This window comes from Rhizobium sp. R339 (assembly GCF_002211395.1).
In the GTDB taxonomy this organism is placed as follows: domain Bacteria; phylum Pseudomonadota; class Alphaproteobacteria; order Rhizobiales; family Rhizobiaceae; genus Rhizobium.
The window spans coordinates 31,696-50,878 of record NZ_LOKV01000023.1 but is presented as its reverse complement, the minus strand read 5'-3'; the positions used below and the strand labels follow the sequence as shown (position 1 = coordinate 50,878).

The 19,183-nt window shown below is 61.7% G+C and carries 16 protein-coding genes and 1 tRNA gene; 4 read left to right on the top strand and 13 right to left on the bottom strand.

Annotated elements, in window-relative coordinates; all coding sequences use genetic code 11:
- Positions 1 to 105: 105 nt before the first annotated feature.
- The 3 genes from ATY76_RS19435 to ATY76_RS19425 form a co-directional block, all read right to left on the bottom strand.
- Positions 106 to 399 carry a GIY-YIG nuclease family protein gene (locus ATY76_RS19435; RefSeq protein ID WP_088676370.1) on the bottom strand — a complete coding sequence of 98 codons (294 nt, stop codon included), beginning with the start codon at positions 397 to 399 and terminating at the stop codon, positions 106 to 108.
- A 101-nt stretch (positions 400 to 500) separates the two neighbouring features.
- A tRNA-Ala gene (locus tag ATY76_RS19430) sits at positions 501 to 576 on the bottom strand.
- Positions 577 to 726: 150 nt separating this feature from the next.
- Positions 727 to 1,107, bottom strand: coding sequence for a TIGR02300 family protein (locus ATY76_RS19425; protein ID WP_088676939.1), 381 nt, complete (start codon positions 1,105 to 1,107; stop codon positions 727 to 729).
- A gap of 423 nt (positions 1,108 to 1,530) precedes the next feature.
- Between ATY76_RS19425 and cmk the strand changes: the two genes are divergently transcribed.
- Both cmk and rpsA read left to right on the top strand, forming a co-directional pair.
- Positions 1,531 to 2,178: a (d)CMP kinase gene (gene cmk / locus ATY76_RS19420; RefSeq protein ID WP_088676938.1), complete on the top strand. Its 648-nt coding sequence runs from the start codon at positions 1,531 to 1,533 to the stop codon at positions 2,176 to 2,178.
- Between the two features lie 176 nt (positions 2,179 to 2,354).
- Positions 2,355 to 4,058: a 30S ribosomal protein S1 gene (gene rpsA / locus ATY76_RS19415; protein ID WP_088676369.1), complete on the top strand. Its 1,704-nt coding sequence runs from the start codon at positions 2,355 to 2,357 to the stop codon at positions 4,056 to 4,058.
- Between the two features lie 77 nt (positions 4,059 to 4,135).
- On the opposite strand, the gene ATY76_RS19410 is transcribed toward rpsA, so the two are convergent.
- The 3 genes from ATY76_RS19410 to ATY76_RS19400 all read right to left on the bottom strand — a co-directional run bounded on the left by ATY76_RS19410 (position 4,136) and on the right by ATY76_RS19400 (position 6,942).
- On the bottom strand, positions 4,136 to 5,680 hold the full coding sequence (locus tag ATY76_RS19410) for a hypothetical protein (protein ID WP_088676368.1): 1,545 nt from the start codon (positions 5,678 to 5,680) through the stop codon (positions 4,136 to 4,138).
- A 223-nt stretch (positions 5,681 to 5,903) separates the two neighbouring features.
- A complete protein-coding gene (locus ATY76_RS19405; RefSeq protein ID WP_088676367.1) occupies positions 5,904 to 6,530 on the bottom strand; it encodes a ribonuclease D in 627 nt (208 codons plus the stop codon).
- 202 nt (positions 6,531 to 6,732) lie between these two features.
- The gene (locus ATY76_RS19400) at positions 6,733 to 6,942 is read right to left on the bottom strand and encodes a SlyX family protein (protein ID WP_088676366.1); all 210 of its coding nucleotides are present in this window, start codon (positions 6,940 to 6,942) and stop codon (positions 6,733 to 6,735) included.
- 182 nt (positions 6,943 to 7,124) lie between these two features.
- On the opposite strand from ATY76_RS19400, the gene uxaC reads away from it, so the two are divergent.
- Together uxaC and ATY76_RS19390 are read left to right on the top strand one after the other, a co-directional pair.
- On the top strand, positions 7,125 to 8,540 hold the full coding sequence (gene uxaC / locus ATY76_RS19395) for a glucuronate isomerase (RefSeq protein ID WP_088676365.1): 1,416 nt from the start codon (positions 7,125 to 7,127) through the stop codon (positions 8,538 to 8,540).
- A complete protein-coding gene (locus ATY76_RS19390; protein WP_088676364.1) occupies positions 8,537 to 9,994 on the top strand; it encodes a mannitol dehydrogenase family protein in 1,458 nt (485 codons plus the stop codon). The genes uxaC and ATY76_RS19390 overlap by 4 nt, the downstream gene beginning before the upstream one ends.
- 210 nt (positions 9,995 to 10,204) lie before the next feature.
- Here ATY76_RS19390 and ATY76_RS19385 read toward each other — a convergent pair whose 3' ends face one another.
- The 7 genes from ATY76_RS19385 to ATY76_RS19355 form a co-directional block, all read right to left on the bottom strand.
- A complete protein-coding gene (locus tag ATY76_RS19385) occupies positions 10,205 to 12,655 on the bottom strand; it encodes an FAD-dependent oxidoreductase (protein WP_088676363.1) in 2,451 nt (816 codons plus the stop codon).
- The gene (locus tag ATY76_RS19380; protein ID WP_088676362.1) at positions 12,656 to 13,531 is read right to left on the bottom strand and encodes a choline kinase family protein; all 876 of its coding nucleotides are present in this window, start codon (positions 13,529 to 13,531) and stop codon (positions 12,656 to 12,658) included.
- Positions 13,532 to 13,625: 94 nt separating this feature from the next.
- Positions 13,626 to 14,702 carry a sn-glycerol-3-phosphate ABC transporter ATP-binding protein UgpC gene (gene ugpC, locus ATY76_RS19375; RefSeq protein WP_088676361.1) on the bottom strand — a complete coding sequence of 359 codons (1,077 nt, stop codon included), beginning with the start codon at positions 14,700 to 14,702 and terminating at the stop codon, positions 13,626 to 13,628.
- A gap of 48 nt (positions 14,703 to 14,750) precedes the next feature.
- Positions 14,751 to 15,848 (bottom strand): Gfo/Idh/MocA family oxidoreductase, encoded by a 1,098-nt coding sequence (locus ATY76_RS19370; protein WP_190233698.1) that lies wholly within the window; start codon positions 15,846 to 15,848, stop codon positions 14,751 to 14,753.
- On the bottom strand, positions 15,848 to 16,726 hold the full coding sequence (locus ATY76_RS19365) for a carbohydrate ABC transporter permease (RefSeq protein ID WP_176539009.1): 879 nt from the start codon (positions 16,724 to 16,726) through the stop codon (positions 15,848 to 15,850). The genes ATY76_RS19370 and ATY76_RS19365 overlap by 1 nt, the downstream gene beginning before the upstream one ends.
- A 1-nt stretch (position 16,727) precedes the next feature.
- Complete coding sequence (locus ATY76_RS19360; protein WP_088676358.1) at positions 16,728 to 17,687, bottom strand: sugar ABC transporter permease; 960 nt, start codon at positions 17,685 to 17,687, stop codon at positions 16,728 to 16,730.
- A gap of 6 nt (positions 17,688 to 17,693) precedes the next feature.
- The gene (locus ATY76_RS19355) at positions 17,694 to 18,980 is read right to left on the bottom strand and encodes an ABC transporter substrate-binding protein (protein ID WP_088676357.1); all 1,287 of its coding nucleotides are present in this window, start codon (positions 18,978 to 18,980) and stop codon (positions 17,694 to 17,696) included.
- Positions 18,981 to 19,183 lie beyond the last annotated feature (203 nt).

Sequence of the window (19,183 nt, the reverse complement as noted above, 5' to 3'; positions counted from 1 at the left end):
GGAGCGGCCTGCAGGAGTTCACTCAGGGCGCCTAAAGCTTTTTCTCTGTGAATACGCCAAGCATAGCACATGCTCCAGCTATTCGGCTTTCGCACGTACCAGCGCTTATTCGGAATCGATCTTCCGCTTGGCGTGGCGAGTTGGATCGAGATTCGGCTGGACCAACCTCTTGCCGGCAAACGCCCTGCCGGAATGCGATTTCAGATAGGTTTCGAATTCAAGAGCTTTGTATTTGTCGGGAAAGGCGCAGTACCAGAGCAAACTCCACGGTGCGAACTTGGCGGTGTGGGTGGATTTTCCGGCATTATGAGCGGCAAAGCGCTGTCTTAGGTCTGCGGTAGACCCGGTATATTCCTGATCGGGAAAATCGACGCTGCGGAGAATATAAACATACCACATCAATATTTCAGCCCGTCGCCGCCCTTCGGGCTATGCCGGGCACTGCTTCGGCCTAATGGTTTCTCGCGGCTGCGCCGCGCGAAGCCCATAAGGGCGAAGCGTGGTGGAGCTAAGCGGGATCGAACCGCTGACCTCTTGCATGCCATGCAAGCGCTCTCCCAGCTGAGCTATAGCCCCATCAAGGGTGGTCCGGTTTTGAGCCGGTCCTGGGATGCTCCGGAGGGCGTTTCCTCTGGAGTGGCGGCTTATTACTTGCGGTTTTCGCAGATGGCAAGCCTAAAAAATCGACCCGGGAGATTTTTTATCGTCCGGGCCGAAATGCGGTCGTCAGACTTCGTCTTCGTCGCCGGTCACGCCGATGATGTCGCTCATGTCGTCGTCATCGTCGTCTTCGTCGGCTTCAAGGAAGGTGTCGTCGTCATCGCCTTCGATTTCGACATCGTCGTCGCCCATATCGGGGATATCGTCGCCGCCCGCGCCGTCATCAGCATCTTCCAGCGAAACCAGTTCGACTTCGGTGTTTTCGGTATCGACTTCCGCTACCTCGTCTTCCTCGGCAACGTCGGCGGCTGCCGAGGTTTCCTCGAAGAAGGAGAGAGGGTAGGACTTGCCGGTATAAGGGGAGACGATCGGATCCCGGTTCAGATCGTAGAATTTCTTGCCGGTTTCCGGATCGGTACGCTTGGTTCCAAGTTCCGCTTTCGCCACTATAAGCCTCGTGAGAATGGCCGAATGCAAGATTCGGCAAATGCCGTTCAAGCCGGCTTTCCATCGGAATTTATAAGCCGGTCCCCTTAATCGCTGCGGCTTCCCATGTCAAAGCCAAACTTTATCATCGGCGCCGCAGGCTTTTATCGCGCCGGCGGATGACCGGCCGCAACGTCTATGGTAACCAGCCGCGGCGGCCGCGGAAGCGGGCGAAGATTATCGCCGAAAAGGACGAGGCAGCGAAGGGAATGCTACGCGTTTACAGAGGATTACGCCAAGCACATCTCCGCGCCGAGGCCCGCCGCCGCCCGTAAATTCGCCCCTCTTGCGGGGCAGCATATGCATTGCCGGCGAAAATCGGTCCGCATATGCTCGAAACCGAGATCGTTCGCCGAAACGGCCCGCTTCCCCAGGATGGATCGCATGACGCCCAAGACTTTCACTATCGCCATCGACGGACCGGCGGCGGCCGGCAAGGGAACGCTGTCGCGCCGCATCGCTGAGCAATACGGCTTCCATCATCTCGATACCGGCCTGACCTATCGCGCCACGGCCAAGGCGCTGCTCGACGCCGGCCTGCCGCTTGATAACGAGGCGGTGGCCGAAAAGATCGCGCGGGAGGTTGAATTGGCCGGCCTGGATCGCGATATGCTTTCCAAGCACGAGATCGGCGAAGCCGCCTCGAAGATCGCCGTCATGCCGGCGGTGCGGCGGGCGCTGGTCGAAGCGCAGCGCCGTTTTGCGGCAAGGACGCCGGGAACGGTGCTCGACGGGCGCGATATCGGCACGGTGGTATGCCCGGATGCGCCGGTGAAACTCTATGTGACGGCATCGCCGGAGGTGCGCGCGAAACGCCGCTACGACGAGATTCTCGGCAAGGGGGCGACGGCGGATTTCGATGCGATCTTCGAGGACGTCAAGCGACGCGACGAACGCGACATGGGACGGGCCGACAGCCCTTTGAAACCAGCGGTCGATGCGCACTTGCTTGATACGTCGGAAATGAGTATAGAGGCCGCGTTTCAAGCCGCTCAATCGATCATCGATGCGGTCTTGAGCCGAAATGCCTAAATTCAAGCGATATTGCGTGCCAAGAGCCACACGTCGCTTTTAAGACAGCAGCCTGAAATTCCGTCCGAGCGCCGGATTGCCTTCGTGAAAGAGGGCGGACTGGGTTCAGGCCCATTCAACGCAAACCAACCGGCGCATACGTGTCCGCTCCAGTTCCAGGACACGCAGGAGATTTTATGTCAGTAGCTACCCCCTCCCGCGAGGATTTCGCGGCTCTTCTCGAAGAGTCCTTTGCCAAGAACGACCTGGCCGAAGGCTATGTCACCAAGGGCATCGTCACCGGCATCGAAAAGGACGTCGCCGTTGTCGACGTCGGCCTCAAGGTTGAAGGCCGCATCGCGCTCAAGGAATTCGGCGCGCGCGCCAAGGACGGTTCGCTGAAGGTCGGCGACGAAGTCGAAGTCTATGTCGAGCGCATCGAAAACGCGCTTGGCGAAGCCGTTCTGTCGCGCGAGAAGGCTCGCCGCGAAGAAAGCTGGATCAAGCTCGAAGCCAAGTTCGAAGCCGGCGAGCGCGTCGAAGGCGTGATCTTCAATCAGGTCAAGGGCGGCTTCACGGTCGACCTCGACGGCGCGATCGCCTTCCTGCCGCGTTCGCAGGTCGATATCCGCCCGATCCGCGACGTCACCCCGCTGATGCACAACCCGCAGCCCTTCGAAATCCTCAAGATGGACAAGCGCCGCGGCAACATCGTGGTTTCGCGCCGTACGGTTCTGGAAGAATCCCGTGCCGAGCAGCGTTCTGAAATCGTTCAGAACCTCGAAGAAGGCCAGGTTGTCGACGGCGTCGTCAAGAACATCACCGATTACGGTGCGTTCGTCGACCTCGGCGGCATCGACGGCCTGCTGCACGTCACCGACATGGCATGGCGCCGCGTGAACCATCCGTCGGAAATCCTGAACATCGGCCAGCAGGTCAAGGTTCAGATCATCCGCATCAACCAGGAAACCCACCGCATCTCACTCGGCATGAAGCAGCTCGAGAGCGATCCGTGGGATGGCATCCAGGCCAAGTATCCGGAAGGCAAGAAGATCTCCGGTACCGTCACGAATATCACCGACTACGGTGCGTTCGTCGAGCTGGAGCCGGGCATCGAAGGCCTGATCCACATTTCGGAAATGTCCTGGACCAAGAAGAACGTTCACCCCGGCAAGATCCTGTCCACGAGCCAGGAAGTCGAAGTCGTCGTTCTCGAAGTCGATCCGTCCAAGCGCCGTATCTCGCTCGGCCTCAAGCAGACGCTGGAAAACCCGTGGGCAGCATTCGCCCGCAGCCATCCGGCCGGCACTGAAGTCGAAGGCGAAGTCAAGAACAAGACCGAATTCGGCCTGTTCATCGGCCTCGACGGCGATGTCGACGGCATGGTGCACCTCTCCGACCTCGACTGGAACCGTCCGGGCGAACAGGTCATCGAGGAGTTCAACAAGGGTGACGTCGTCAAGGCCGTCGTTCTCGACGTCGATGTCGAGAAGGAGCGTATCTCGCTCGGCATCAAGCAGCTCGGCAAGGACTCTGTCGGTGAAGCTGCTGCTTCCGGCGACCTGCGCAAGAATGCAGTCGTTTCGTGCGAAGTCATCGCGATCAACGATGGCGGCATCGAAGTGAAGCTCGTCAACCACGAGGACATCACTTCCTTCATCCGTCGCGCCGACCTCGCCCGCGACCGCGACGAGCAGCGTCCTGAGCGCTTCTCGGTCGGCCAGGTCGTCGACGCCCGCGTCACCAACTTCTCCAAGAAGGACCGCAAGATCATGCTGTCCATCAAGGCTCTGGAGATTGCGGAAGAGAAGGAAGCCGTCGCTCAGTTCGGTTCGTCCGACTCCGGCGCTTCGCTCGGCGACATTCTCGGCGCGGCTCTGAAGAACCGCGGCGGCGAATAAGCCTCGCATCTGCCTTTGAATTGAAGAACCCGCCGGAGCGATCCGGCGGGTTCTTTGTTTTCAAGCAATGAAACCTGCTATTCCCAGCCGACCATGCGCTGATAGAGCGCGTAGACGGGATCGGCGGCCGCGCCGGCGGAATGCGGCGTCGGATCGGAATCGACCATTCTCGGCGTCCTGCGTGCCGGTTGAGCCTCGGTCTCTTCGGCATCGGCCTCGGCATCCTCGCCGCCGCCCTGCGCCTGCTGCTCATCCTCGGGAGCATCGCCGTGGTGGTGCTGATGCTGGTGGTGCGTTTCGCCGGCCGTCTCGTTTTCCGGCGTATCCTTGGCGAATTGATAGGGCAGCTGGGCATAGGGAAGGCCATCCGGCATTCTTGCCTGCAGCGGCAGATAGGAAACCTCGGCCGGCGCGGGCATCGGCAGCAATTCCGGCTGCGCGGCGATCTCTTTCGGCTGGCGGGCGGCCGCGGCCGCTATCTCCAAATCCATCTGCGGCGGGCGAAGTACGGCGGACTGGCGCGTATCAGGCGTGGCGAATTCGGCCGGCTGCCTCGTCAAGGTCTCGGTGGCATCGCTGATGACGGCTTCATCGAGAATCGCGTCGATCTCCACGGCCGCCTCGACGAGGCCATCTTCCTCCACGGGTTCGATATCCTGCTCGCGGATGATGGTGGCGATCATCTCGGCCACTTCTTCGGTCATCGAGGCGACGATTCCCGGCCAATTCCTCGGAATGACGGGATCGAGCTTTTCCGACGCCGCGCGAGGCTGGGCGGGAAGTGCTTCCGCCGTTTCCGGCGCGTCATCGGCCTCGGTCGTCTGCGCCGGCAAGGGTTGGCTTGCTTCGTTCTCCTGCGCTTTGGATTTTTCCGGGGCAACGTCCTTTGCCGCCGCCGGAGCGGGCTGAGCCCGACTTTCCGTCTGCGGCGTTTCCGGATCGGCAGCTTCCACGGCTTCGGCGATGACCGCTTCTTCGGCAGTCGCGCGTGGTTCGGTCTCGGTCAGTAGATCAGCCGGCACCGGCGCCTTTTCTGCGGGCTGGCGCATGACGGCCGGCAAACTGTTCTCGTGCAGCTTTATTTCAGGACGGGCTTCGGCGCGCATCGGCGAAGCGTCGTTCTGGCCGTAGGAGCGCAGAACAGCACGGGCGGCGAGATCGCGATCCTTATAGCGGACGATTTCGAGATAGGCGATGATCCGGGCGGCTTCCGGCCCTGTCGGGTTCTTCAGCGCTTCGGCGATCAACCGCAGCGGCAGGCTGTGGCCCTGCGCGGTCAGCTGGCGCTCGACCTCGTCGATCTTGGCCGCCGGCAGCCGCCGTATGGCGTCGGCAAGCCGGGAAGCAAAAGCAAGATTGGTCTCATCCTCGCGGCGATCCAGCGAAATCGAGCGACCGGCCGCATCGATGACATCGAACAGGGCTTCGACCATGCGCTCGCGCGCGGCGAGAAGCAGGATATTGAGCTTGCCGGCGATGGCGGAATTGAGGTCCGTAGCTTCAACGGCGTTGACGGGCGCGGGCGCGATCACCGACCGGCCGAGACCGCCCGCGACGACTGCCGCAGTCTGACCTTGGGACGAAAAGCTTGCATTGGACGCTGCACGAACGGGAGACAACATGGCATGCCCTTTCGTAAAGTGACGATGAAAGCAGGCTCTATGAAAGGACCGCGCTCATCCGGCCCCTTGCATCCCAGCAGATCCTCCCGTCCGCATGACGCAATTCCGGCGTCATCGAATGCATAAAAATTAACGTGAATTTTAATAAAGAGATCTTAACGAAACGCTAACGACCGCAGATAGCCATCCGCGGCGATCGTCAGAACCCAGACAGGCCATTCGCTTAGCTATGCGCGAAGATATCGGCTTCTTCCCAGCCGAGCAGATCGAGCTTGGCGCGGGTCGGCAAGAATGCGAAGCAGGCCGTGGCATGGTCGAAACGGCCGTCGCGGATCAGCCGTTCGGTCAGCTTGTCGCGCAGGGCATGCAGATAAAGCACGTCGGAAGCGGCGTATTCGAGCTGCGCCGGCGACAGCGTCTCGGCCGCCCAATCGGAAGATTGCTGCGCCTTGGAGATATCGACCTCGAGCATCTCCTTGAGATTGTCCTTCAGCCCGTGGCGATCCGTATAGGTCCGGCAGAGCCGCGAAGCGATCTTGGTGCAGAAGACCGGCGTAGTCGTGACGCCGAAGGTGTGGAAGAGCACGGCAATATCGAAGCGGCCGTAATGGAAGATCTTCTGATGAGTGGGATCTTCGAGCAAAGCGACGAGATTGGGGGCCTCCTTCTGGCCGGCGGCGATGCGGATGACGTCGGCGGTGCCGTCACCCGGCGACAGCTGGACGACGCAAAGCCGGTCGCGGCGCGGCACCAGGCCAAGCGTTTCGGTATCGATCGCGATCGCGCCGGTATAGCGGGCGGCATCGGCCGCGGAAATATCGCCTTCGTGATAACGTATGGTGGCCGCCATGGGACTGTCTTTCGTTCGAATGCCTACCTACAGCGCCGCCTCTTTTCAGAGGCGTAAAGGACGCTGCAGCGCTTTGAATTGCTGCACAATTCAATCCCTAAAACGCTTCCGATTAGAGATAATCATGCAGTAGCGCTATAGCGCAAAGGCGCACATTGCGAAACCGCTTTCCCTTCGGGGGCGCCCGGCAGGCCGCGTGCCGTCAATAATGCGGCGGGCGGGTGATCGCGGGCGCTTCCAGCGACTGTTCCTCGAGCGACAGGAAACGTTCGGTCAGCCGGTCGAGCTTGGTGCGCATCTGCTCCACGATCTTCCATTGCTCGCCAAGCTGATCGGACAGTTCCTCGATCGTCTTTGCCTGATGGGTCAGCATTTCCTCCAGCCGGGTGATGCGGTTCGTCTCGTCGGACATCGATCCTCCTTTGCCGAAACCGGCAGAACAGATGGTTCTCCCCAAAGCGGAAATAGGTCGCTTCGTCAATGTTTTCGACGGCCAATACAGCCGTGCGCAAAACGGAACCGTTTGGTTACTAAAAGACCTTGCCGTGTCTGATGTTGTGGGGTAGGCCCTTTATCCATCAGGGAGGAATACTGATGGATGTAGGAAACGGCTTTCTTCATCCGGACCGGCTCTTTCCGGCCGACCCGGCAACACGGACCATTGCGCGCGACCTCTATGAGACGGTGCGCGGTCTTCCGATCGTCAGCCCGCACGGGCACACCGAACCGGCCTGGTTTGCCGACGACAAGCCTTTCGAAGATGCGGCTTCGCTGCTGGTCATTCCCGATCACTATCTCTTCCGCATGCTGCACAGCGTCGGCGTCGCATTGGACGAGCTCGGCGTGCCGCGCCTCGACGGCGAGCCGGTGGCCGAGGGCCGCGCGATCTGGCGGACCTTTGCCAAGCACTACCATCTCTTCCGCGGAACGCCGTCGAGCCTCTGGGTCGATCACGCGATGTCGGCCGTGCTCGGCTGCACTGAGCCGCTGACACCTGATAATGCCGATACGCTCTACGATCACATCAACGCGCAGCTCGCCCGTCCGGAATTCCGCCCGCGGGCGTTGCACCAGCGATTCGGGATCGAAACGATCGCGACGACGGAAGGCGCACTCGATCCGTTGGCGCACCATCAGAAAATGGCGGCGGACGGCTGGATCGGCAAGGTCCGCACCACCTACCGACCGGATAGCGTCACCGATCCTGATGCGGTCGGCTTCCGCGACAACCTCATAAAGCTCGGAGAGATCACCGGTGCCGACGTAACACGCTGGGACGGGCTGATCGAGGCGCATCGGCGCCGGCGTGCCTATTTCCGCCAGTTCGGCGCCACCGCCACCGATCACGGCGTGCCGAGCGCCTTCACCGCCGACCTTCCGCTTGCGGAAAAACAGGCGCTGCTCGACAAGGCGCTGAAGGGACCGCTCTCGCCTGCCGACGCGGAGCTTTTCCGCGGCCAGATGATGACCGAGATGGCTGCGCTTTCGGCGGAGGACGGCATGGTGATGCAGATCCATGCCGGTTCGAGGCGCAATACCGACAGCGGGCTCTTTGCGACCCGCGGCCCCAATATGGGCGCCGATATTCCGACGCGCACCGACTGGGTCGGCGGCCTCAATGCGCTGCTTTCGAAATACGGCCACGCGCCTGGCTTGCGCGTGCTGCTCTTCACGCTCGACGAGACGACCTATGCGCGGGAACTCGCACCGATGGCCGGCCATTGGCCCTGCCTGATGATCGGGCCGCCCTGGTGGTTCCATGACAGCCCGCTCGGCATCCGCCGCTATCTCGACCAGGTGGTGGAGACGGCTGGCTTCGCCAATATGGCGGGTTTCAACGACGACACGCGCGCGCTGCTGTCGATCCCGGCGCGGCACGACGTCTGGCGCCGCGAAGTCTGCCGCTTCCTCGCCGGGCTCGCGGCCGAGCACCGAATTTCCAGGAAGGACGCCGAGATCGTCGCGCGCGAACTCTCCTATGACAACGCAAAGAAGGCCTATAAGCTGTGAGCGATAGACTGCAGAACGTGACCGGCCTTGCGCCGACGGCGAAGCTTCCTGCCTATGACAGGAATGCCCTAAAGGCCGGTATCCTGCATCTCGGCCCGGGCGCCTTCTTCCGCGCCCATTTCGCACCCTTCACGGATGGCGCGCTCGCGGCTGCGGGCGGCGACTGGGGCATCGAGGTGGCGAGCCTGCGCACACCTGATGTCGCGGACAATCTCAGCGCGCAGAACGGGCTCTATACGGTCCTGATCCGCGATACGTCAGGCACCACGGCGCATGTGATCGGCTCGATCCTGAAGGCGCATGTGGCGCCGCGCGATCCCGCCGGCCTGCTGGCGCGGCTCGAAGATCCCGATATCCGCATCGTCAGCATGACGGTGACGGAAAAGGCTTATGGCTTCGATCCGGCCACGGGCGGCCTCGATCTGAAACATCCCGATATCGTCGCCGACCTCGCCAACCGGCATGCGCCGCGCGGCGTCATCGGCTATCTCGTCGAAGGTCTGGCGCGCCGCCGGCAGAAGGGCATCGCGCCCTTTACGCCGCTGAGCTGCGACAACCTGCCGAGCAACGGCGCGGTGCTGAAGCGCCTCGTGCTGGAATTCACCTCCCGCATCGACGCCGATCTGCATCGCTGGATCGAGACGAATGTGCCCTTCCCCTCGACGATGGTCGACCGGATCACGCCCGCAAGCACCGAGGCGACCTATGCCGATGCCGAGCGGCTGACCGGACGCAGCGATATGGCGGCGATCGAGACCGAGCCCTTTACGCAATGGGTCATCGAAGACCACTTCGCCAATGGCCGGCCGGCCTGGGAAAAAGTGCACGGCGCGCTGATGGTCGAGGAAGTCTCGGCCTACGAAAAGATGAAGCTCCGGATGCTCAACGGAGCCCATTCGCTGCTCGCCTATCTCGGTTATATCGGCGGCTATGAATTCATTCGCGACGTCATGGACGATGCCGGCCTGGCGGCGCTCGCCTACCGCCACATGCATGCGGCGGCGCGAACGCTCGATGCGGTGCCGGGAATTGATCTCGATAAATATGCCAATGAGTTGATAGCACGCTTTGCAAACAAGGCGATTGCGCATCGCACCTATCAGATCGCCATGGACGGCACGCAGAAACTGCCGCAGCGGCTGCTGGAACCTGGATGCGAAGCGCTGGCGCATGGCGACCGGGCGGAGACCTATGCGATCGCCGTCGCGGCCTGGATGCGTTATGCGATCGGCGAGCATGGCAACGGCGAACGCTACGAGCTGCGCGACCCGCGCGCGGCAGAGATCACCGCGCTAATCGCCGATGTTCCCCGCACAGGCCTGGCGATTTCGGCGGCGCTTTTCACCCTCCCCGGACTTTTCCCGAAGGCTTTGACGGAACATCGAGCGTGGACGCAGGATGTGTCGGACAAGCTGGAGATCCTGATCCAGGACGATCGGCTGCCGTTGTTTTGAGCGTTGGGATCATTCCAGGGCGATCTGTCTCCTGCCCTCATCCCTGTGCCTGTCACAGGGATCCAGCGCGCTCAAGTCCTTGAGCGCGAAAGACTCCTTCCCTCACAATGTAAACGGGTCATTCACCGCGCCGACGCGCGGTAGCTGGATTCCTGTGACGAGCACAGGAATGAGGGAGTTCTGGGTCGCCCGCTCAGCCACACCGCATAGTCAAGCCTTCACCCGCACCATATCGGGATCATAGAGCGGCGACAGCGTCACCGTGCAGGGAATGCGTTCCCTCGCGACATCGAGCTCATAGCTGCCGGAGAGGACGAAATCCTCGGTGACGCCGTCGGCGTTGCGGATGTAGCCGTAGCCGATCGGCTTGCCCAGCGTGTAGCCGAAGCCGCCGCTCGATAGCCAGCCGACGCGTTTGCCGTCGCGATAGATGGTTTCGCGGCCGAGCAGCACCACGTCGGGATCGTCGGGAACGAAGCAGGCGAGGCGTTTCTTCACCCCGCCCGAAAGCTGCCGTTCGATCGCCTCGCGGCCGCGGAAGGGAATGTTCTTTCTGATCTTCACCGCCCAGCCGAGGCCGGCCTCGATGGGCGTATGGTCGGGGCCGATATCGGAGCCCCAGGCGCGATAGCCCTTTTCCAGACGGCAGCTCTCGATGGCGCGGTAGCCGGCATTGACGAGACCGAACTCGCCGCCTGATGCCATCAGCGCGTCATAGACCGTCGTCGCATATTCGACTGGGACATGCAGTTCATAGCCGAGCTCCCCGACATAGGTGATGCGTAGCGCCCGCACTGGGCAGCCCGATATGCCGATGGTCCTGACCTGGCCGAAGGGGAAGGCCGCGTTCGAGACGTCGCTGCTCGTCACTTTTTCGAGCACTGCGCGCGAATTCGGTCCCATCAGCGACAGAACGGAATAGGCCGAGGTAACGTCGACCAGCTCGGCATGCATCTCCGCCGGAATATTGCGTGCGATCCAGTCAAAATCATGCGTGGCGAAACCGGTGCCGGTGACGATGTAATATTCGTCCTCGGCGATGCGGGCGACGGTCAGGTCGCATTCGATGCCGCCCTTATCGTTCAGCATCTGCGTGTAGATGAGCGATCCCACGGGCCTTGCGACATCGTTGGCGGCGATCCAGGAGAGGGCCTGCTCGGCGTCCATGCCCTTCAGCACGAATTTGGCGAAGGAGGTCTGGTCGAAGATGACGGCCGCCTCGCGCACCGCCTTATGCTCGCGGCCGACGGCCTCGAACCAGTTCTGTCTGCCGTAGGTATAGACATCCCGCGGCTCCTCGTTGGCGAAGAGATCGGCGAACCAGTTCGGCCGCTCCCAGCCGAGCTTTTCGCCGAAGCAGGCTCCCTGCGCCTTCAGCCGGTCATAAAGGGGCGACTTGCGGCAGGGCCGCCCGCTCGAATGCTCTTCGAAGGGCCAAGCCATGGTGTAGTGTTTGCCATAGGCTTCGAGCGTGCGGGTGCGGACCCAGTCGGTATCGAAATGCGGACGGCCGAAGCGGCGGATGTCGACCGGCCAGAGATCGTAGGGCGGTTCGCCCTTCGTCACCCATTCGGCGAGCGCCATGCCGGCGCCGCCGGCCGAGGCGATGCCAAAGGCGTTGAAACCGGCGCCGACGAAGAAATTCTTCAGCTCCGGCGCTTCGCCGAGAATGAAGTTACCGTCCGGCGTAAAGCTTTCCGGACCGTTCAGCAGCTGTTTGACGCCGACATTTTCCAGCGCCGGAACGCGGCCGAGCGCCTGTTCCATGATCTGCTCGAAATGCTCGAAATTGCTGTCCAGCAGCGTGTAGTGGAAACCTTCGGGGATGCCTTTCTCCGCCCAGGCAATCGGGTTCGGTTCATAGCCGCCCATGACGATGCCGCCGACCTCCTCCTTGTAATAAGTCAGGCGATCGGGATCGCGTAGCGTCGGCAGGTTGGAGGGCACGCCGAAGGATTCGGTGATGATATATTGATGCTCGACCGAGACCAGCGGCACGTTGACGCCGAAGCGGGCGGCAAAGGCGCGCGTCCATTGGCCGGCGCAGACGACGACGCGCTCGCATTCGATGCGGCCTTGCCCCGTGACGACGGCGCGGATCTTGCCCTTGTCGATTTCCAGGTCGAGAACCTCGGTATCCTCGAAGATCGAGACGCCCGACATGCGGGCGCCTTTCGCCAACGCCTGAGTGATGTCGGAGGGATTGGCCTGGCCGTCGGTCGGAAGAAAGGCGGCGCCGACGAGATCGTCGATCGTCATCAGCGGCCAGAGATCGAAGGCTTCCTGCGGCGTCAGCAATTGCATTTCGAGGCCGAAGGATTGGGCGGTGGTCGCCTGGCGCCGGACCTCGGTCCAGCGCTCCTCGTTGCAGGCAAGGCGCAGGCCGCCATTCATCTTCCAGCCGGTGCCGAGGCCGGTTTCCTCCTCCAGGCGCTTGTAGAGATCGACGGAATAGCCGAGCAGCTGGGTGATATTGGCACTGGTGCGCAGCTGGCCGACGAGGCCGGCGGCATGGAAAGTGGTACCCGAGGTCAGCTTCTTGCGCTCAAGCAGGACGGTATCCGTCCAGCCGAGCTTGCCGAGATGATAGGCCGTCGAGCAGCCGATGATGCCGCCGCCGATGACCACGGCCTTTGCCTTCTTCGGTAATTCTCTCGTCATTTATCGATCCTGTTCAAAGGCTTGATAGGCGCGCTCGAAGCGCGCGAGATTTTCGGCAGTATAGGCGGCGTAGTCGAAATCGATGGTGGAATGGATTTCCGAAATCATGCTCCAGAGCGTCTCGCGCAGCAGCGAAGCGCATTTCATCGCGCCGTAGCGGCGGCTGAGCTCATCGGTGAGCGGCCGGTCGAAATAGCTCTCCAGCATCATTTTCTCGGCTGCCTGCGAGAACTCGTTGTTGGAGGCCAACCCTCCGAGATCGAAGAGCGGCGTGTTGAAGCCGGCATAGTCCCAGTCGATGAGCCAGAGCCGCTTGCCGTCATCGAGGAAGTTTGCGGCCAGCAGGTCGTTGTGGCCGAAGGCGATTTCGAACGGGCCGGCCGCTTGTTCCAGTGTCTCGGCGCTAGTGATCAGCTTCGGCAGCAGCGGAAGATGGATGCTTCCCGTTGCCTTCAGGCTGGCCGCATAATCGCGGATGACATGGAAGACCCAGAAGATCATCGCCGGGCCGCGGAAATGCCGGGCGATGTCGCGATGGCAGGCTCGCACCAGCGGCACGACACGGGCGAGCATGTCAGGCGCCCTGATATCCTCCGGCGAAAGCGCCCGCGCCTCGATATAGTCGAGCACCAGAACGCCCGGCGAATGGTGGATGACGGCGGGCGAGATGCCGGCGGCATGAGCCGCGCGGCTTGCGGCGAGCTCATTCTGCCTGATGATGTGATGGATCGGGATATCGGTGCCGAGCCTCACCACGCAACGCGCGACGGCATCGCTGACCAGATAGTTTCTGTTGGTGATGCCGCCTGATATCGGCGAGATTTCGATCGGGCCCTGCCAGATGCCGAGTGCATGAATCCGATCTTCAGGCGTCATGCTTATCCCCCTCGCCCACCTCGAAATGATGGGACAGAGGAGGATCGGCTGTCAAGTTGCGCGCGCTCTTTCGCACGCGCGTAGCGCCACTTGGTCAGATCGTCTTGCCCGAGGCATCGAAGACGTGGCAGCGGGCCGGATCGAAAAAGGTCGTCACATTGGTGCCGCGCTCCACCTTCTGCTGGCCGTCAAGCGCGATGGTCAGAAGCTGGCCGTCCGGGGTTGTGGCGTAGAGCATGGTGGCGCCGCCGAGATTCTCGACGAGGTCGACATTGACGGTGGAGAGCGCGATGGCGCCGCCGGAAAGGGAAAGATGCTCGGGGCGGATGCCGAAGGTGACGTCCTGGCCGGACTCGCCTTTCAGGCGGCGCGGCAGGTGCACGGAATTACCGCAGACATTGATGCTGGTTTCGGCTTCGCCCAACTGCTCGATGCGGGCCTTCAGGAAATTCATCTTAGGGCTGCCGATGAAGCCGGCGACGAAGCGATTGGCGGGGTTGTTATAGAGATCAAGCGGTGCGCCGACCTGCTCGATGCGGCCGGAATTCAGCACCACGATCTTGTCGGCCATCGTCATGGCCTCGACCTGGTCGTGGGTGACGTAGATCATCGTGTTGCCGAGCTGGCGGTGCAGGCGGGAGATCTCGACGCGCATCTGCACGCGCAGTTCGGCATCGAGGTTCGACAGCGGTTCATCGAACAGGAAGATGCGCGGCTCGCGCACGATGGCGCGCCCGATCGCCACGCGCTGGCGCTGACCGCCGGAGAGCGCCTTCGGCTTGCGCTCAAGCAGCTTCTCGATCTGCAGGATTTCGGCGGCGCGTTTGACCTTCGGCTGGATCTCGGCCTTCTTGTAGCCTGCCGTCTCCAGGCCGAAGGCGAGGTTCTTATAGACCGACATGTGGGGATAGAGCGCATAGGACTGGAAGACCATGGCGATGCCGCGCTTGGCGGGCGCCACCTCGTTCATGCGTTCGCTGTCGAGCAGCAGCGCCCCGGCCGAAATTTCCTCGAGGCCGGCGATCATCCGCAGAAGGGTCGACTTGCCGCAGCCCGAGGGGCCGACGAAAACGACGAATTCGCCGGGATCGATCGTCAGGTCGATGCCGTGGATCACATCGAAGGCGCCGTAGCGCTTCTCGACCTTCTGAAGAACGACACTGGTTGCCATCGTCTCAAAACCCTCTGTTGCCGGTTACTTTGGCCGGTTACTTGGCCGTTACCTGGTTCTTGCGCGCCAATCGGCGTATTTCGGACTGTCGGGACCGACCGGCAGCGGCACTTCGGCGCCGCTGTCGGAGGACTGGTAGATGGCGGTGACGAGTTCCAGCGCGCGGCGCGCATCCCTGGTCGTCACCGGCAACGGTCCCTCGCCGCTGAGGAAGGCATGAAACTGGCCCATCTGCGTGGTGAAACGCGGCGCGACCGGCTGCCAATCGCCGACTACGCGGTCGATCTTCTGCTTGATGTCGTCGTTGGCGGCGATGATCTTCCAGGGATCCTTGCCCGGCGTGTAGGGCTCGTGCGTGCTTTCGAAGGTGACGTTTTCGAAATGCAGCCTCAGCCGGCTGATCTGCTCCTGCGAACCCAAGGTGCAGGACAGCGAGACGAAGGCGCCATTTTCCATCAGCAGGCTGGCGGAGGCGCAGTCCTCGACCTCGATATCGTTGACGCGGGTGGCGACGCGGCCAAAGACCCTTGCCGCCGGGCCCATCAGATGCATCAGCATATCGTGCAGATGCAGCGCATGGGTGACGAGCACGCCACCGAGTTCGGTCGCCCATTTGCCGCGCCAGGGCACTGCATAATATTCCGGCTTGCGCAGCCAGAAGGTTTCGACCGAGGCCGTATAGGGCTTGCCGGCAATGCCGGCATCGATGATCCGTTTGGCCTTCTGGATGCCGTCGCCGTAGCGGTACTGGAAGATCGGCATGAGAACGCCCTTGGCGTTCTTTTCCGCTTCCATGATCGTATCGACGCCGGCGAGCGAGCCGGTCAGCGGCTTTTCGCAAACGACGTGCTTGCCGGCGGCGAGCGCTGCGACCACCTGCTCTAGGTGCACGCCGGGAGGGGTGCAGATATCGATGATATCGATCGTATCGTCGGCGAGCAGCTCCGCAAAGGAGGTGGTGCGGCGCTCGATGCCGAATTCGTCGCCGACCGCAGCCAGCCGCTCAACGTTCAGATCGCAGATCGCCGCGACCCTGAACTTGTCGGCATGCGGCAGGTAACCTTCGACGATGTGGGAGCGGCCGATACCGCAGCCGACGATCGCGACCGTCTTGATGCTCATGTCACTCTTTCCCATTGCCGCCATCAGCGTTTCATGCCGGTCGTGGCGATGCCTTCGATCAGCAGGCGCTGGAAGAATAGGAAGAAGAAGAACACCGGCACGAGAGTCAAAGTCGACATGGCGAAGAGTCCGCCCCAATCCGATGCGCTGGTGGAATCGACGAAGGTGCGCAGGCCGAGCTGGATCGTGTAGGTGTTCATGTCGTTCAGGTAGATCAGCGGGCCGAAGAAATCGTCCCAGGTCCAGATGAAGGAGAAGATCGCTGCGGTCGCCAGCACCGGCAGCGAGAGCGGCAGCATGATCTTCCAATAGATGCGCCAGGCGCTGCAGCCGTCCATCATGGCGGCTTCGTCGAGTTCGCGCGGGATGCCGCGGAAGAACTGCACCATCAGGAAGATGAAGAAGGCGTCGCTTGCCAGGAACTTCGGCACGACGAGCGGCAGGATGGTGTTGACCCAGCCGAGGTTGAGAAAGAGCACATATTGCGGGATCAGCGTCACGTGATAGGGGATCATCAGCGTGCCGAGCATGATCGCGAACCAGAAGTTCCGGCCGGCGAAACGCAGCCGGGCGAAGGCGTAGGCCGTCAGCGAACAGGCGATGACATTGCCCGTCACAACAAGCAGCGAAATGACGAGCGAATTCCAGAAGAACCGGCCGAAGCTGACATCGAGGCCGACCCAGCCGCGCGCATAGGAGGAGAAATCGATCGACGACGGAATGAGCGAGGTCGACGAGAATATCTCGGTTTCCGGCCTGACCGATGCCGAAACCATCCACAACAGCGGATAGACCATCAGAAGCGATGCGGCGATCAGCAGGGCGTGGATGATGAGCGACGCCGGCAGGCTGCGTTTGGTGATATCCGATGGCGGCCTGGCCGCGGTGACGGAAGCGGTCATCTCAGTCATCGTAGTGCACCCAATAACGCGAGGTCAGGAAAGAGAAAGCGGTGAAAACGGCGATGATCAGCACCAGGATCCAGGCGAGCGCCGAGGCATAGCCCATGCGGAAATTGCCGAAGGCTTCCTGATAGAGGTAGAGCGTGTAGAACAGCGTCGAGTTGATCGGACCGCCCGTGCCGCCTGAGATGATGAAGGCGGGCGTGAATGCCTTGAAGGCATCAATGGTCTGGACGACGGCGTTGAAGAAGATCACCGGCGTCAGAAGCGGCAGGGTGATCTTGTAGAATTGGCGGAATTTCGAGGCGCCGTCGAGGCTTGCGGCCTCATACATATCCTGGGGAATCTGGCGCAGGCCGGCGAGGAAAATAATCATCGGCGAGCCAAACTGCCAGACCGACAGAGCCACCAGCGTGTAAATCGAATAGTTCGGATGCGAAATCCAGCTCGGACCTTCGATGCCGAACTGCGAGAGCGCGGCATTGACGAGACCATCGCTGGCGAAAAGCTGGCGCCAGAGCACGGCGATCGCCACGCTGCCGCCCAACAAGGAAGGGAGGTAGAAGATGGCGCGATAGAAGGTCAGGCCGCGCAGGCCGCGGTTCAGCGCCATGGCGATCAGCAAGGCGAAGGTCAGTTTGAACGGCACCGAGAAGACAACATAAGTCAGGGTGACGTGCATGGCGGCCGAGAATTTCGGATCCGCCGTAGCGATGCGCACGTAATTCGCCATTCCCACCCACCGCGGCGACTGCAGCATGTCGAAGTCGGTGAAGGAGAGGTAGAGCGAAATCAGGGCCGGCCCGAGCGTCAGCCCGAAAAAGCCGACAAGCCATGGCAGGAGGAAGAGATAGCCGGGGGCATTGGCATTCCAGAGACGCCGGAAGCGTCCCTCGGCCACGGCCCCCTGATATCTTTCCACATTTATGGCCCCTGCGGGCGTGCGCATCGCATTGCTCATACGGGATCAGCCTCGTGCGAGAATCTGCGTAATTTCGGTGACGAGCTGCTTGCCGCCGTCGGCGGGAGACAACTGTCCGAAACCGACCTGTTCGGCGATGTTTCGCAGCATCAACTCGCCTTCACCGGCACCGGCCGGCGGCGGCGGCGGCAATTTGCCGGCAAGATCGCCGAGGCCGCTGACATAGGCCAATGCAACCTTGCCGTTGTCATCGAGCTTCGCCGCGACGACCTCGCGCATGGCGGCCGATTCCGGAATGCCGCGTTCGACATCCAAGAGCAGCACTGCCTCGGGATTCTTGACGAAGAAGTTGATGTAGTCCACGGCCAGATCGATCGCTTTCGACTGGGCCGAAACAGAGAAGAACATCGAAGGCTTGCGATAGTGGCCGCCCTTCGAATCCGCCTTGATGCGCATATAGTTGGTGAGCGCCAGCTTGTCCTTGTTCATGGCCTGATAGGCAACGAACTGGTTGGAATGGGCAAAACCGGCCGCAGATTTGCCGAGCGACACCGTGTTGGTTTCGATATCGTTCTTGTCGAGAGCCTGGATATCCGCGGGAACGCAGGCGCCGGCCTCACGGAACTTCGCCCACATATCGTACCATTCCGATGCGTCGTCGACGTCGAAGCCGATCTTGCCGTCGGCGGTATAAAGCGCCTTGCCGCGCTGACGCAGCCAGTTTTCGAACAGAGGCTCGCCGCCGCTGCCGTCGGCGAGGCCGAACATGCCTTTGCGCTTGCCGGCCTTGGTGATCTCGGCGCCCATGCGGGCGAACTCGTCCCAGGTGGTCGCCTGCGTCGGCAGATCGACCCCGGCCTCCTTGAAGGCGGTGGTGTTCAGCACCGTGGCGGCGGAATTCGCGCCAAGGCTGACGCCATAAAGATGGCCGTCGACGCTGCCGCCCTCGATCTGGGCCTTATCGAAATCGTCGAGATTGAGCTTGGCCGGCATATAGGATTCGAGCGGCGCAAGCGCGCCGCGACGCGCGTACTGAACGATATAGCGGTAGTCCATCTGGATGACGTCAGGCGCATTGCGGCCGGCGACCTGGGTCGCAAGGCGCGGCCAGTAATCGCCCCAGCCGAGGAATTCGCCGGTGATCGACGTGCCGGCATTCTTCGTCTGATAGAGCTGGGACACCTTGTTGGTGCGGTCGGCGCGCGGCTGCGAGCCCCACCACAGGAGGCGCAAGCGCTGTTCCTGTGCAAAAGCGCTGGTTCCAAGCGCCGAGAGCGACAGAAGGGCTGCGCCTCCGGCCACGAAATTACGTCTGTTTACACGCAGAGTCATTTTTTCCTCCTCCAAAGGGAAGCGCCTCCACACGCTTCCAAACTAGTTTTGCTTGCGCAAATAACTAATTGGTTACAAGCTACGAGCAAAGCGGCAAGCCTGTCAAGCGGTGTCGGTCAGAGCATGGTGGCGAAATGCGTCAGCGGGTTCGGGCGACATCATGCTCCAAGCATTCTGTTCCAGCGGGCAGCCCTTCCAAATTC

Excerpts from the sequence above, each read along its gene's own strand:
- ATY76_RS19435 (WP_088676370.1), bottom strand. The coding sequence starts at position 399 with ATGTGGTATGTTTATATTCTCCGCAGCGTCGATTTTCCCGATCAGGAA.
- cmk (WP_088676938.1), top strand. The coding sequence starts at position 1,531 with ATGACGCCCAAGACTTTCACTATCGCCATCGACGGACCGGCGGCGGCC.
- rpsA (WP_088676369.1), top strand. The coding sequence starts at position 2,355 with ATGTCAGTAGCTACCCCCTCCCGCGAGGATTTCGCGGCTCTTCTCGAA.
- ATY76_RS19410 (WP_088676368.1), bottom strand. The coding sequence starts at position 5,680 with ATGTTGTCTCCCGTTCGTGCAGCGTCCAATGCAAGCTTTTCGTCCCAA.
- ATY76_RS19405 (WP_088676367.1), bottom strand. The coding sequence starts at position 6,530 with ATGGCGGCCACCATACGTTATCACGAAGGCGATATTTCCGCGGCCGAT.
- ATY76_RS19400 (WP_088676366.1), bottom strand. The coding sequence starts at position 6,942 with ATGTCCGACGAGACGAACCGCATCACCCGGCTGGAGGAAATGCTGACC.
- uxaC (WP_088676365.1), top strand. The coding sequence starts at position 7,125 with ATGGATGTAGGAAACGGCTTTCTTCATCCGGACCGGCTCTTTCCGGCC.
- ATY76_RS19385 (WP_088676363.1), bottom strand. The coding sequence starts at position 12,655 with ATGACGAGAGAATTACCGAAGAAGGCAAAGGCCGTGGTCATCGGCGGC.
- ATY76_RS19380 (WP_088676362.1), bottom strand. The coding sequence starts at position 13,531 with ATGACGCCTGAAGATCGGATTCATGCACTCGGCATCTGGCAGGGCCCG.
- ugpC (WP_088676361.1), bottom strand. The coding sequence starts at position 14,702 with ATGGCAACCAGTGTCGTTCTTCAGAAGGTCGAGAAGCGCTACGGCGCC.
- ATY76_RS19370 (WP_190233698.1), bottom strand. The coding sequence starts at position 15,848 with ATGGCGGCAATGGGAAAGAGTGACATGAGCATCAAGACGGTCGCGATC.
- ATY76_RS19365 (WP_176539009.1), bottom strand. The coding sequence starts at position 16,726 with ATGACCGCTTCCGTCACCGCGGCCAGGCCGCCATCGGATATCACCAAA.
- ATY76_RS19360 (WP_088676358.1), bottom strand. The coding sequence starts at position 17,687 with ATGAGCAATGCGATGCGCACGCCCGCAGGGGCCATAAATGTGGAAAGA.
- ATY76_RS19355 (WP_088676357.1), bottom strand. The coding sequence starts at position 18,980 with ATGACTCTGCGTGTAAACAGACGTAATTTCGTGGCCGGAGGCGCAGCC.